We start from the raw sequence: 14141 nt of genomic DNA, 5'->3' as shown, positions 1-14141 counted from the left end.
CCGCATGGAAACCAAATGGCTGGAAGACTTCATCTCCCTGGTCGAGACCAATAATTTCAGCCGCTCGGCGGCGCTGCGCCACGTCACGCAGCCGGCCTTCTCGCGCCGCATCCAGTCGCTCGAGAACTGGCTCGGCACCGACCTGGTCGACCGCACCTCCTACCCCACCAGGCTGACGCCGGCCGGCACCGTGTTCTACGAACAGGCGCTCGAAATGCTGGCGCAGATCAACGGCGCGCGCGACATGCTGCGTTCCAAGCGCGCCGCCGCCCAGACCAGCGTCGACCTGGCCGTGCCGCACACCTTGTCGCTGACCTTCGTGCCCAAATGGCTGGCCGGGCTGGCGCGCGACTTCGCGCCCGTCAGCAGCCGCCTGATGGCGCTCAACGTGCACGACGCCGTGCTGCAGCTGGTCGAAGGCGGCTGCGACCTGCTGCTGTGCTACCACCATCCGCGCCAGCCGGTGCAGCTCGACCCGGGCCGCTACGACATGCTGGTGCTGGGGCGCGAATCGCTGCGCCCCTACGCCCGCTGCGACAAGAACAAGGTGCCCGACTTCAAGCTGCCCGGCACCAAGAAGGCGCCGCTGCCGTTTTTATCGTATACCAACAACGCCTACCTGGGCCGCATGGTGGAGCTGATGCTGGGCGACGCCAAGACCCCGCTGCACCTCGAGCCGCATTACGAGACCGACATGGCCGAAGGCTTGAAAATGATGGCGCTCGAAGGCAGCGGCGTCGCCTTCCTGCCCGAATCGGCCGTCACCCGCGAGCTCAAACAAAAGCTGCTCGCGCGCGCCGACAACGACAGCGCGGAGTGGGAAATCGAAATGGAGATCCGCCTGTACCGCGAGCGGCCGTCGCCGCAGCGCCCCGGCAAGGCCATCGTCGCCAGGCTGTGGGATTTCCTCGAACGGCAGCAAAACGAGGGCGGGCGCAAACGCCGCGTGGCGGTCTCCGAACGCTAAGGCATAAAAATTAATATTTGCATAACTATGCATAAAACGCATAGTCGAATGCGCATACAGCATTGGCCCGTCCGCGCGGCTCCATCCTATGATTCGTTCCACTGAACGCCGCGCCATGCCACCAGCGCGCGGCGCTCGCCAAAACAAAATCCAACGGAGCCCGAGCATGACCACCGCACACCAGCAGCACGCACTGCCGTCCTACCTCAACCCGGAAGATCTGGGACCATGGGGCGTTTACCTTCAACAGATCGACCGCGTCACGCCCCACCTGGGCAGCCTGTCGCGCTGGGTCGAAACGCTCAAGCGCCCCAAGCGCATCCTGACCGTCGACGTGCCGATCGAGCGCGACGACGGCTCGATCGCCCACTACGAAGGCTACCGCGTGCAGCACAACATGTCGCGTGGTCCGGGCAAGGGCGGCGTGCGCTTCCACCAGGACGTGACCTTGTCGGAAGTGATGGCGCTGTCGGCCTGGATGACGGTCAAAAACGCGGCGGTCAACGTGCCGTACGGCGGCGCCAAGGGCGGCATCCGGGTCGACCCGAAAACCCTGTCGCGCGGCGAACTGCAGCGCCTGACGCGCCGCTACACCAGCGAAATCAGCCTGATCATCGGACCGAACAAGGACATCCCGGCGCCCGACGTCAACACCAACGAACAGGTGATGGCGTGGATGATGGATTCCTACGCCATGATCGAAGGTAACCTGTCGACCGGCGTCGTCACCGGCAAGCCGATCTCGCTGGGCGGCTCGCTGGGCCGGCGCGAAGCGACCGGCCGCGGCGTGTTCGTGGTCGGCCGCGAGGCCGCCGTCAAGCGCGGTGTCGCCATCGAAGGCGCCCGCGTCGCCATCCAGGGCTTCGGCAACGTCGGCGGCGTCGCCGCCACCATGTTCGCCGACGCCGGCGCCAAGGTCGTCGCCGTGCAGGACCACACCGGCACCGTGGTGCACCAGGGCGGCCTCGATATCGCCCGCCTGCACCACCACGTGGCCGAATGCGGCAGCGTCACCGGGTTCCCCGGCGCCGAAGCCTTCCTCGACCGCGACGCCTTCTGGGACATCGAAACCGAGATCCTGATTCCGGCCGCGCTGGAACAGCAGATCACCGCCGACAACGCGCAGCGCATCCGCACCAAAATCATCCTGGAGGGCGCCAACGGCCCGACCACGCCGGAAGCGGACGACATCCTGACCGACAAGGACGTGCTGATCGTGCCGGACGTGCTGGCGAACGCCGGCGGCGTAACTGTGTCATACTTTGAATGGGTGCAGGATTTCTCCAGCTTCTTCTGGAGCGAGGACGAGATCAATGCCCGCCTGACGCGCATCATGCAGGAGGCGTTCAACGCCGTATGGTCCGTGTCGCAAGAGAAGAAGGTTACGCTGCGCACCGCCACCTTCATTCTGGCGTGCACGCGCGTGCTGCAAGCCCGCGAGGTCCGCGGCCTGTACCCATGATGTAACGAATTCCAGTAATTTGCGCCTGCACCGGTCTTGGCCCGTGCGGGCGTTTTTCGCATATAGAGCGTCACCAAAAATAGGGAAAACATGAGCACCATCGAACAGAAAGCACTGGCCTATCACCGCGCCGGCAAGGCCGGCAAGATCGCCATCGAAGTGACCAAGAGCGTCGGCACCCAGGAAGACCTGGCGCTGGCCTATTCGCCCGGCGTCGCCGCCCCTTGCGTCGAAATCCAGCGCGAGCCGGCCAAGGCCTACGAGTACACCGCCAAGGGCAACCTGGTGGGCGTCATCACCAACGGCACCGCGGTGCTCGGCCTGGGCAACATCGGCGCGCTCGCCGGCAAGCCGGTGATGGAAGGTAAAGTGGTTCTGTTCAAAAAATTCGCCGGCATCGACGCCTTCGACATCGAAATCGACGAGACCGATCCGGACAAGCTGGTCGAGATCATCGCCGCGCTGCACCCGACCTTCGGCGGCATCAACCTCGAAGACATCAAGGCGCCGGAATGCTTCTACATCGAGCGCAAGCTGCGCGAGCGCCTGTCGATCCCGGTGTTCCACGACGACCAGCACGGCACCGCCATCGTCGTCGGCGCCGGCATGCTCAACGCGATCGAAATGACGGGCCGCGACATCGCCACCGTCAAAATCGTCTGTTCCGGCGCCGGCGCCGCCGCCATCGCCTGCCTCGAGCTGCTGGTCGACCTGGGCGCGCAGAAGCACAACATCTTCGTCTGCGACAGCAAGGGCGTGCTGACCACCGTGCGCGCGCTCGACGGCGAAAAAGCCGCGTGGGCGCAGCACACCACCGCCACCCGGCTGTCGGACGTGATGGAAGGCGCCGACGTCTTCCTGGGCGTCTCCGGTCCGGGCGTGCTGTCGCAGGCCGACATCACGCGCATGAACGCGCACCCGATCGTCTTCACCTTGGCCAATCCGGAACCGGAACTGCGTCCGGAGCTGGTGCGCGAGGTGGCGCCCGACGCCATCATCGCCACCGGCCGCTCGGACTATCCGAACCAGATCAACAACGCGCTATGCTTCCCCTACCTGTTCCGCGCGGCGCTCGACTGCGGCGCCTCGACCATCAACCAGGAAATGAAGCGCGCCTGCGTGGTGGCGCTGGCCGACATGGCGCGCGCCGACGCGCGCTTCGGCAAGGACTACGTGGTGCCTGGCCTGCTGGACCCGCGCCTGCTGCGCGGCGTCACGCCGAAGATCGCCACCGCCGCCTACCGCAGCGGCGTGGCGCGCAAGGAACTGATCGAGATCGACTACGCCAACGACCTGGCCGACCTGGCCGAATCGCTGATCTAAACGCGTATCGGACCCGCACCCCGTACGACGGGGTCGTGCCCGTCTGGTACGCCCCCCGAATGCCCTGCGGATTTTCCGATCACCGCCGAATCACCTCGCCACCTTTCATCACGAACGACACCTTGGTCAACTCCGCCGCGTTCTCGGCCGGATCGCCCTTGACCGCGATGATGTCGGCGAATTTGCCGGCGCTGATCGACCCCACCCTGTCCTTCCACCCCAACAAATCGGCCGCGTTGATGGTCGCCGCCTGAATCGCCTGCATCGACGTCATGCCGTATTTGATCATGTACGCGAACTGCCGGGCGTTGTCGCCATGCGGATACACGCCAGAGTCGCTGCCGAACGCCATCTTCGCGCCGCCGGTGAACGCCTTGCGGAAGTTATCGCGCTGCAGCTGGCCGATCACCTTCTCCTTGGCGATCGACTCCGGCAGCATGCCGGCCTTCTCGCCCTCCTGCAAAATGAAGTCGTCGTTATAAATATCCATCACCAGATACGTGCCCTTCTCGCGCGCGAGCCTGATGCCCTCGTCGTCGATCAAACTCGCATGCTCGACCGAATCGACGCCGGCCAGAATCGCATCGCGGATGCTGCTGGCGCCGTGCGCGTGCGCGGCCACCTTGCGTCCCAGCTTGTGCGCCTCGCCGACGATGGCCTGCATCTCCTCCAGCGTGTACTGCTGCGCGCCCGGCTCGTCGCCCTTCGACAGCACCCCGCCCGAGGCGCAAATCTTGATCACGTCGGCGCCATACTTGGCCATCTCGCGCACCTTGGCGCGCGCCTCCCAAGGCCCGTCGGCCACGCCGCGCCCGGTGATCTTCATATCCGGCGGCAGCAGGTTTTCGTCGCAATGACCGCCCTGGATGCCGATCGCATAACCGGCGGTGCGCATGCGCGGTCCGATGAAGTCGCCCTCGTCGATGGCGTCGCGCAGCGCCACGTCGCCAAAGCCGCCGGCGCCCACGTTGCGCACGCTGGTGAAGCCCGCCTCCAGCGTCTTGCGCGCCGAGCGCACCCCGTACAGCGCCGCGCGCGTGTCGGAAACGCCCAGCGCGTTGTAGCCGCCCAGGTAGGCGTTGGCGGTCAAATGGGTATGCGTGTCGATCAAGCCTGGCAGCACCGTCTGCGACGACAAGTCGATCACCTGCGCGCCGCCCGGCACCCTGGCCGACGCGCTCGGCCCGACCGAGGTGATACGCTCGCCGGTGATGACGATGGTCTGGTCCTTGAGCACCGTTCCGGCCACCACGTCGACCAGTTTGCCGGCGCGGATGACGACCACACTGGCTTGCGCCTTGGCGTCGGCGGCGAAAGACGGTAGCGCCGCGCCGAGGGCGCCCAGTACGCTGGCGGTGATCAGGAGATGCTTGAACTTCATGGCGTGCGCCCTTTTCAAAAAGAGAAAAGGATAGCAGAGCAAGCATGCAAACGCGTAGCTACTTTTGCCAGGCGCAGGTACGCAGGCCGACGAACATGTCGTCGCGCTCGGGCATGTAGAAATTGCGGTACTTGGGGGAGATCATCCTCGGCTGCGTCGCGAACGAGGCCCCGCGCAGCGCCTGGTGGGTGGTGAACCACGGCTGCGAATACTCGCGGTAGCGGTCCGGCGCGAAATCCGGATACGGCTCGAACGGCGTCGACGTCCACTCCCATAACTGGCCCCAGCGGAACGCCGGGTGGCCCGACAACGCGGCGTACTCCCACTCCGCCTCGGTCGGCAGGCGCCGTCCGGCCCAGGCGCAATAGGCCTGCGCCTCGTACAGCGTCAGATGGCGCACCGGCTCCGCGCCGCCCAAGGTGGTCAGCTCGCCGAAGCGCATCGTGCGCCACACGCCGCCGTCGCGCTGCCAGTGGCGCGGCGCCGAGCGTTCCTGGCGCATCAGCCATTCGGCGCCGGCGTTGCTCCAGAACTGGCGGTCGTCATAACCGCCATCGGCGACGAAATCGGCATACTGGGTGTTGGTCACCAGGCTGCTGTCGATGGTGAACGGCCCCACCCGCACGGCGTGCGCGGCGCGCTCGTTGTCGAACACGAAGCCGCCGCCGGCGCTGCCCATCTCGATGGTCCCGCCGGGGAAGCCGATCTCCGACGGCGCGAACAGCGCCGGCGCCGGCGCGGCGGCCTTCGCCGGCGCCGGCAGCCCGAGCGTCTGCAAGGTGTAGAGCAGCGCCTCGCCGTGCATGTCCTCGTGCGCCAGCGCCAGCCGGTAAGGGTACAGCGCCTCGTCGGTGTTGGGCTCGCGCGACAGTTTGTCGAGCACCCGGTCCAGCACCTCGTGGCAGTAGGTCTTGAGCGCGCCGGTGGCGGGGAGGTCCAGCGTCCAGCGGCTGCGGTGCGGCACCAGCGCCGAGTCGAACCAGTCGTCGCCACGGCTGAGCAGGCAGTTGCCGTTGCCGTCGGCCGGATGGCTCGACGCCGCCTCGCGCAGGATGAACCATTCGGCGAACCAGGCGATGTGGCCCAGCTCCCACAGCGGCGGATTGAGGATGCGCAGTTGCGGCACGCGGGACGGCACGTCCATGCCGGCGGCGGCGAAGCAATCGAACAGCAGCAGCGTATAATCCCGCGCATGCCGCAGCGATTGCGCCAATTGCTGTGGACTGGCGTTCCGGAACGAGGGTGGGCTGGAATTCATGGGGCGATTGTAACGACTTTTAAGCAAAACACCAGTGACACGACAGCATATCTGGATCGTCAGCCCGGCGTCGGCCCGCGCCAACAATGGCAACTGGCAAAGCGCCAGCCGCTGGGCGCGTTTCCTGCGCACGCGCTACCGCGTCACGATCAGCCTCGCATGGCCCGGCGCCGACACGCCCTCGCCGGCCGCGCCTGCCGACCTGGCGCCGGCCCTCCTCATCGCGCTGCACGCGCGCCGCTCGGCGGCGTCGCTGGACGCCTGGACGCACGCGTGGCCGGAGCGGCCGTCCATCCTGCTGCTGACCGGCACCGACCTGTATCGCGACATCGACACCGACGCCAGCGCGCAACGCTCGCTGGAGCAGGCCGGCGCGCTGGTGCTGCTGCAGGCGGCCGGCCTGCGAATGCTGCCGGAGCGGTTGCAGGCCAAGAGCCGCGTCATCTACCAGTCCGCCGCCACGCTGCGGCCGGCGCCCGCGGCGACCAGGCGCCATGCGGATATCTGCATGATCGGCCACCTGCGCACGGAAAAAGACCCGCACACCTTCATGCGCGCCGCCGCGCTGGTGACGTCGCCGACCGCGCGCCTGATCCACATCGGCGGCGCGCTCGAACCGGCGCTGGCCACCGCCGCCCAGGTCACGGCAAACAACGAGCCGCGCTACCGGTGGCTCGGCGCCATGCCGCACGGGGCCACGCGCCAGCGCCTCAAGCGCAGCCACGCGATGGCGCTGACGTCGCACATGGAGGGCGGCGCCAACGTCATCATCGAAGCGGTGAGCGCCGGCGTGCCGGTGCTGGCGAGCGACATCAACGGCAACCGCGGCATGCTGGGCGACGACTACGCCGGCTACTTCCCGCCCGGCGACGCCGCCGCGCTGGCGCGCCTGATCGACCGCACCATCGACGACCCGTCCTTCCACGCGCTGCTGCGCGCCCAGTGCGACGCCCGCGCGCCGCTGTTCGCGCCGGCCGCCGAACGGGCGGCGTTGCTCGAGTTAGTGGATAATCTGCTCAATAACCGAATGAGCCCCAACCAAGGAATGAACAAATGAGCAACGACGCTATCAAACTGACCTCCTTTTCCCACGGCGGCGGCTGCGGCTGCAAAATCGCGCCCGGCGTGCTGTCGGAGATCCTGAAGAATTCGACCGGCTTCCCGGTGCCGAAGGAACTGATGGTCGGCATCGAGACGGCCGACGACGCCGCCGTCTACAAGCTCAATGACGAACAGGCGCTGATCGCCACCACCGACTTCTTCATGCCCATCGTCGACGACCCGTTCGACTTCGGCCGCATCGCCGCCACCAACGCCATCTCCGATGTCTACGCCATGGGCGGCACGCCGATCATGGCCCTGGCGCTGGTGGGCATGCCGATCAACAAACTGCCGATCGAAACCATCGGCCAGATCATCAAGGGCGGCGAATCGATCTGCGCCGAAGCGGGCATCCCGATCGCCGGCGGCCACACCATCGACTCGGTCGAACCGATCTACGGGCTGGTGGTGCTGGGCCTCGTGCACCCGTCCAAGGTCAAGCGCAACGCCGACGCCAAGGCCGGCGACGTGCTGGTGCTGGGCAAACCCCTGGGCGTGGGCGTGCTGTCGGCCGCGCTGAAGAAGGACAAGTTGGACGCCGACGGCTACAAGGCCATGATCGCCAACACCACCAAGCTGAATAAACCCGGCAAGGCGCTGTCCGAGATGGCCGGCGTGCACGCGCTGACCGACGTCACCGGTTTCGGTTTGCTGGGGCACCTGCTGGAGCTGGCGCGCGGCGCCAAGCTGGAAGCGCACCTGGAGATGGCGAAGATTCCGCTGCTGCCGGGCGTCGAGCAGCTGGCGCACGATGGCTACTTCACCGGCGCCTCGGGCCGCAACTGGGAAGCGTACGGCAAGGACGTGACGCTCGGCGCCGGCGTCTCGCAGGCGCAGCACATGCTGCTGACCGACCCGCAAACCTCGGGCGGCCTGCTGGTTTCGTGCGACGCGGGCAGCGTCGACGACGTACTGGCACTGTTCCGCCGCGAAGGCTTCGGCGAGGCCGCCGTCATTGGCCGCATGGCCGACGGCGAAGCGCGCGTGCGCGTCGAATAAAACCGGTCGGCCGCACGGCTGTCCGATGCGCGGCGCGGCCATCCGCCCCGCGCTTTTTTACCCCCGAAATTGATTTTCGATTTTTTCGAACATAGATCGGTAATTTTTCCGCTTTTATTTTCCGTTCGCGTCGCCGATACTTCATTCCAGCAGCGAGAAACACGAAATAAAACGCAAACCAACCAATCGAAATCATTCAACATCAATTAGGAGAACACCATGCCAACCGCCATCGCCCAACCAGGCAACACCCTGCTGAACCCGACCAACCACACGCTGATCATGATCGATCACCAGTCGCAGATGTCGTTCGCCACCAAGTCGATCGACCCGGTCCAGCTGCGCAACAACGTCGCGCTGGTCGCCAAGGCGGCCAAGGGCTTCAAGGTCCCGACCATCCTGACCACGGTCGCCGAGAAATCGTTCTCCGGCCCGATCTTCGACGAAATCAAATCGGTCTTCCCGGACGAAGTGGCGATCGACCGCACCACCATGAACACCTGGGAAGACCCGCGCATCGCCGACCGCGTCAACGCCATCGGCAAGGACAAGATCGTGCTGGCCGGATTGTGGACGTCGGTGTGCATCGTCGGCCCCGCCCTGTCGGCGCTCGACCAGGGGTTTGAAGTCTATGTCATCACCGACGCCAGCGGCGACGTCTCCGACGAAGCGCACGAACGCGCCGTCGAACGCATGGTCCAACTGGGCGCCCGCCCAATGACGTCGCTGCAGTACCTGCTCGAACTGCAGCGCGACTGGGCGCGCGGCGAGACCTACAACGAAACCGTCGCCACCTCGATCGCGCACGGCGGCGGCTATGGCCTGGGCCTGATCTACGCCAAGACCATGTTCAACGCCGGCGAAGGCCACTGATCCACTTGCGGTGGCCGGGCGCCACGCCCGGCCCGCCGGTTAATCAACCGCGCCTTCACGCCCCAGCAGGATTGCCCGCACGGCCTTGTATTCCTCCAGCCGTGCGAAATCGCGGTCGGTGGGGTTTTCAATCCGCGACAAGTCCATATTCTCGGCGTTATCGGCCAGCTTCACTTGCCGCGCGACGGGGTCGGCGGCCGCCCTGCGCGCGGCGTCGATGCGCGATTCGCCCGGGCGCTTGGTCAGTGCGTCGACGGCGCCGATAACCTCCGGCGCGAACCCTTCCTCGACCAGCTGCCGCAGCGACACCGGCGTGTCTTCGACCACGTCGTGCAGCACCGCCGCCATGCGCTCGTGCGCCGACGTCACCCGCAGCATCACTCGCAGCGGATGCAGGATATACGCCTGTCCCGCTTTGTCGACCTGCCCCGCGTGGGCGCCCGCGGCAATCGCGATCGCCCGTTCCAATGTCGCCATCGTTATTCCTTTAAATTCGAGCGGCCAGACTTCCTCGATCAACACATCCGATGGCTTGCGCTAGTCCACGCGCAAGCCCCGCCAGCATAACAGGCTGGCCGGGCCCAAACCTGACGATGCCAATACGTGCGCGCTTCGACCGCACCAATGATTCAGGAGAGCAATATGAGAACCACGGGCACCACTGCCGACGAGCTCTACCTTCGTCGATACGTTGCTGGTTTTCGCCTCGCACATCAATTCCCTTGACAGCAACGCAGGCGATCTCGTACATTAAGGCCTATGACTTCGCATCTGCACCTATCCGCTTTCCTGCTGCCGTCTGCTGGCCTATCGCTAGCAGCGCGCCTACTAGCACGCGCTTAATCCGCGTTCCAGCCGCGTTTTCAACGCACCCCGTGCCGGCCATAAGCCGCACAAGTCTCCAAAAACCCAGGAAAGTCCGCACCGATGCTCACCACGGCCACCCATGCTCCATCCCGCACCGGCGATTCGATCGCGCCGCGGGCTGACGCGTGTGCGTTCGGCCCCGCGCCGCTACTGCTAAAACTACCGATCGGTTGCCTGGCCTAGCGTTCCGTGGCCGCCCGGCAGCCTTTCGCCACACGCAGCGCCGGCGCAAGCAGCGCATCGCAGCACTCTTTCCAGCACTTCCCAATTTAAAAGACCCAGGAGCACCCCATGATGTTGCAGAACCCAGCAGCGAAGTACCGCGCCTTCCCACCAGTTCAATTGTCCGACCGCCAATGGCCGAACAATATCATCTCCAAGCCGCCGATCTGGATGAGCACCGATCTGCGCGACGGCAACCAGGCGCTGATCGAGCCGATGAGCCCCGAGAAGAAACTGCGCTTCTTCGAACTGCTGGTCAAGATCGGCCTCAAGGAAATCGAAGTGGGCTTCCCTTCGGCGTCGCAGACCGACTTCGACTTCGTGCGCAAGCTGGTCGAGGAAAACCGCATTCCCGACGACGTCACCATCATCGTGCTGACCCAGTCGCGCGATGAACTGATCCGCCGCACCGTGGAAGCGGCGGCCGGCGCCAAGCGCGCCATCGTCCACCTGTATAACTCGGTCGCGCCGGTGTTCCGCAAGGTCGTCTTCGGCATGTCGCGCGAAGAGATCACCAACATCGCCACCACCGGCACCACCCTGGTCAAGGAGTTGATCAAGCAGCACCCGCAGACCGACTGGGGCTTCGAATACACGCCGGAGTCGTTCTCCACCACCGAACTCGATTTTTCCAAGCATATCTGCGACGCCGTCACCGCGATCTGGGAACCGACGCCGCACAAGAAGATGATCATCAATCTGCCGTCGACGGTCGAATGCAGCACGCCGAACGTCTACGCCGACCAGATCGAATGGATGTCGCGCAAACTGGCGCGCCGCGATTCGCTGATCATCAGCGTCCACCCGCACAACGACCGCGGCACCGCCGTCGCCTCGGCCGAGTTGGCCGTGATGGCCGGCGCCGACCGCGTCGAGGGCTGCCTGTTCGGCAACGGTGAACGCACCGGCAACGTCGACCTGGTCACCCTGGCCTTGAACCTCTACACCCAGGGCGTGCACCCGGGCCTGGACTTCTCCGACATCGACGAAGTGCGCAAGTGCGTCGAGGAGTGCAACCAGTTGCCGGTGCATCCGCGCCATCCATACGTGGGCGATTTGGTGTTCACCGCCTTCTCCGGCTCGCACCAGGACGCGATCAAGAAGGGCTTCGCGCAGCAGAAGGAAGGCTCGATCTGGGAGATTCCGTATTTACCCATCGATCCGGCCGATCTGGGTCGCAGCTACGACGCCGTCATCCGCGTCAACAGCCAGTCCGGCAAAGGCGGCATGGCCTACTTGCTGGAGCAGGATTACGGCCTGGTGCTGCCGCGCCGCCTGCAGATTGAGTTCAGCCGCGCGGTGCAGGCGGTGGCCGACGCCACCGGCCTGGAAATCACCGCCGAAGGCATCTACGACATCTTCAGCAAAGAGTACTTCGAACAGAACGCGCCGTACGCCTACAATTCGCACAAGATGGTGGAAGACACCACCAGCGACGAGCCGGTACAGATCGACATCAACCTGACCCACCGCCAGGCGCCGATGGCGCTGCAAGGCGGCGGCAACGGCCCGATCGACGCCTTCGTCGACGCGCTCGGCCTGGACATCAAACTGATGGACTACCACGAGCACTCGATCGGCTCGGGCGCCAACGCCCAGGCGGCATGCTATGTCGAACTGCGGCTGGCCAACGGCCCGACCCTGTTCGGCGCGGCCACCGACAGCAACATCCTGACCGCCTCGTTCAAGGCGGTGCTCAGCGCGGTCAATCGCCAGCTGAACACCATCGAAGCGGCGCAAGCCCAGGGCGCGGTCGCGGCTTAATAGCTTTTCAATGCGGCGCCGGCGGGAACAGCGCGTTCCCGCCGGCCGCCCACAGCATCACCCCCATCAGCAGCGCCATCCCCAGCAGCCATCCCCACACCCGGCCCGCGCGCACGGGTGAAAACGCGAACACGAACAATCCCGCATGCACCACAAAGCCAAGCATGGTGCCGATCACCACGCCGTCGGCCAGGGTCAGGCCGGACAGCTCCGGCAGAACGAATGCGGTCAGCGCGCCGAATAACGAAGCCACCACATAACTCCCGACAGTCGCCGCCAGCAGGCGCGATACCACCGTCCAGCGATAGCGCGCGCTCACGGGGCCCTTCAGTTTAGCGGTCATGTTTTGCGCCCGTTGCGGCGGACCTTGAGCGCCGCCATCGCCAGCAGTACGCCAAAGCCGATGGCGGTCAGCTCGACGCCGGCGCTTTGCCAATCGGCGGCGGCGAGATAGCTGCCCACATGCCGCCCGGTCGTCAGCGCGTTGAGCACAGGCAGGCCGGCACACAGCAAGGCGCCCAGCGCCAGCTGTTCGATCCAGGCGGCCGCGCGCGGACGCACGGCCGCGTGCACCAGCGTCGCCAGCCACACCATGAAGAAGGCGCCGATCTCCCAGCCGGAGCGCGCGGCCAACTCGGCCGGCAGCAACCGGTTGGCGTAAAAATAGCCGGCGCACGCCAGCACGGTGCCGCTGATCGAGGCGGTGTTGATGGCGTCTATGCAGCGGTAGACGCCGGCCGTCGCGGCGCCGAACTCGCCACCGCTCTTTTGCCGCCGCTTGATCAGATACAGGATGGTCCCCGTCGCCATCAGCGCCGTGCCGGCCAGGCCGCTCATGAAATACAGCCAGCGCATGGTCCAGCCGCCGAAGCGCGCGTAATGCAAGTGCTCCATCACGCGGTGCGTGGCCTGGCCCACCGATTCCTCGACCGGGTCGGGCTTCTTCAACTGGAGCACCGCGCCGCTGACGCCGTCGAACAGGGCGACCCCCGGCTGGTTCAGGATGCGGCCGGTGTCGCTGTCGTCCATCGCGCGGCCGAACACCCTTACCGCCATGCTGGCGTCGCCGGGGCGCTCGACCACCAGCATGCGCAGCTCGCCGCCCAGCAGCGCGCGCGCCTTCGCCAGCAACGGTTCCATTCGCGGCAACGGCGCCGGCGTGCCCGTCATCTTGCGGCGTGGCGCCGGCGCCTCCGCCGCCAGATCGTGCTCCAGCCGCTCGTACGCTTGCTCGTCGCCGCCGTATGCCGCGCGCAGCGGCAGCGGGATGAAGCTCGAATAGAAAATCGCCAGCCCGGTCAGCGTGATCATGAACAGGAACGGCAACGTCAATACGCCGAACAGATTGTGCGCATCGAGCCAGGAGCGCTGCCCTTTGCCGGGACGAAAAGTAAAGAAGTCGCTGAAGATGCGCTTGTGGACGATCACGCCCGACACCAGCGCCACCAGCATCCCCATCGACAGTACGCCAACGATCCAGAAGCCGGTCAGGCCGGCCTGCAGCGAATAGTGGAAGGTCATGAAGAAACGGCCGCCCTGGGTCTCGCGGCCCCACGGCGCCGGCAGCACCGCACCGCTGGCGGGATCGATCGCATGCTGCCGCTCGCCGCCTTTATCGCGCCAGAACACCCGCAGCGCCTCGTCCGGACGCGCCGGCAGCTCGACGCGCCAGAAGCGCGCCTTCGGCGCCTGCAGCTCGAGGTGGTCAAGCGCGCGCTGGACCGAAGCACCTGCGGCCATCGGCTGCGCCGGCGCGCCCACCGGCGGGACGGCCTGCATCCAGCGCGTGATCGGCTCGCGGAACACGCTCAGCGTCCCGGTCAGGAAGATCGCGCACAACAGCCAACCCGTTATCAGGCCGCCCCACGTGTGCAGCCATCCCATCGAAAGACGCCAGCTATCCCTCATGCCGCCACCCGCGCCG

The 14141-nt window shown here is 66.0% G+C and carries 12 protein-coding genes; 7 read left to right on the top strand and 5 right to left on the bottom strand.

What is annotated here, in order from left to right; genetic code table 11:
- The first annotated feature begins 4 nt into the window (after positions 1-4).
- The 3 genes from BMX85_RS17130 (at position 5) to BMX85_RS17120 (ending at position 3752) form a co-directional block, all read left to right on the top strand.
- Positions 5-967: a LysR substrate-binding domain-containing protein gene (locus BMX85_RS17130; RefSeq protein ID WP_090320729.1), complete on the top strand. Its 963-nt coding sequence runs from the start codon at positions 5-7 to the stop codon at positions 965-967.
- A 166-nt stretch (positions 968-1133) separates the two neighbouring features.
- Positions 1134-2429 carry a Glu/Leu/Phe/Val family dehydrogenase gene (locus BMX85_RS17125; RefSeq protein WP_090320726.1) on the top strand — a complete coding sequence of 432 codons (1296 nt, stop codon included), beginning with the start codon at positions 1134-1136 and terminating at the stop codon, positions 2427-2429.
- Between the two features lie 90 nt (positions 2430-2519).
- Positions 2520-3752, top strand: coding sequence for a malic enzyme-like NAD(P)-binding protein (locus tag BMX85_RS17120; protein ID WP_090320723.1), 1233 nt, complete (start codon positions 2520-2522; stop codon positions 3750-3752).
- A gap of 79 nt (positions 3753-3831) precedes the next feature.
- Here BMX85_RS17120 and BMX85_RS17115 read toward each other — a convergent pair whose 3' ends face one another.
- Both BMX85_RS17115 and senA read right to left on the bottom strand, forming a co-directional pair.
- Positions 3832-5133 carry a Xaa-Pro dipeptidase gene (locus BMX85_RS17115; RefSeq protein ID WP_090320720.1) on the bottom strand — a complete coding sequence of 434 codons (1302 nt, stop codon included), beginning with the start codon at positions 5131-5133 and terminating at the stop codon, positions 3832-3834.
- Between the two features lie 58 nt (positions 5134-5191).
- Positions 5192-6391, bottom strand: coding sequence for a selenoneine synthase SenA (gene senA, locus BMX85_RS17110; RefSeq protein WP_177196794.1), 1200 nt, complete (start codon positions 6389-6391; stop codon positions 5192-5194).
- Between the two features lie 34 nt (positions 6392-6425).
- On the opposite strand from senA, the gene senB reads away from it, so the two are divergent.
- The 3 genes from senB (at position 6426) to BMX85_RS17095 (ending at position 9364) form a co-directional block, all read left to right on the top strand.
- Complete coding sequence (gene senB, locus BMX85_RS17105) at positions 6426-7448, top strand: selenoneine biosynthesis selenosugar synthase SenB (RefSeq protein WP_090320714.1); 1023 nt, start codon at positions 6426-6428, stop codon at positions 7446-7448.
- Entirely contained in the window at positions 7445-8491 is a 1047-nt protein-coding gene (gene selD / locus BMX85_RS17100) for a selenide, water dikinase SelD (RefSeq protein WP_090320711.1), read from the top strand. The genes senB and selD overlap by 4 nt, the downstream gene beginning before the upstream one ends.
- 219 nt (positions 8492-8710) lie before the next feature.
- Positions 8711-9364 carry a hydrolase gene (locus BMX85_RS17095; protein WP_090320709.1) on the top strand — a complete coding sequence of 218 codons (654 nt, stop codon included), beginning with the start codon at positions 8711-8713 and terminating at the stop codon, positions 9362-9364.
- A 39-nt stretch (positions 9365-9403) separates the two neighbouring features.
- Here the strand turns inward: BMX85_RS17095 and BMX85_RS17090 are convergent, their stop codons facing one another.
- Complete coding sequence (locus BMX85_RS17090; RefSeq protein WP_229210532.1) at positions 9404-9883, bottom strand: HD domain-containing protein; 480 nt, start codon at positions 9881-9883, stop codon at positions 9404-9406.
- A 639-nt stretch (positions 9884-10522) separates the two neighbouring features.
- Here BMX85_RS17090 and leuA point away from each other — a divergent pair.
- Positions 10523-12217 (top strand): 2-isopropylmalate synthase, encoded by a 1695-nt coding sequence (gene leuA / locus BMX85_RS17085; protein ID WP_090320703.1) that lies wholly within the window; start codon positions 10523-10525, stop codon positions 12215-12217.
- 7 nt (positions 12218-12224) lie between these two features.
- Here leuA and BMX85_RS17080 read toward each other — a convergent pair whose 3' ends face one another.
- A complete protein-coding gene (locus BMX85_RS17080) occupies positions 12225-12560 on the bottom strand; it encodes a hypothetical protein (RefSeq protein WP_090320699.1) in 336 nt (111 codons plus the stop codon).
- Positions 12557-14101 (bottom strand): PepSY-associated TM helix domain-containing protein, encoded by a 1545-nt coding sequence (locus BMX85_RS17075; RefSeq protein WP_229210531.1) that lies wholly within the window; start codon positions 14099-14101, stop codon positions 12557-12559. The genes BMX85_RS17080 and BMX85_RS17075 overlap by 4 nt, the downstream gene beginning before the upstream one ends.
- Positions 14102-14141 lie beyond the last annotated feature (40 nt).

Origin of the sequence: Duganella sp. CF517 (genome assembly GCF_900110275.1) — a bacterium.
Taxonomy (GTDB): domain Bacteria; phylum Pseudomonadota; class Gammaproteobacteria; order Burkholderiales; family Burkholderiaceae_D; genus Rugamonas.
The sequence above is the reverse complement of the archived record's forward strand: the minus strand, read 5'-3'. Positions and strand labels throughout refer to the sequence as shown.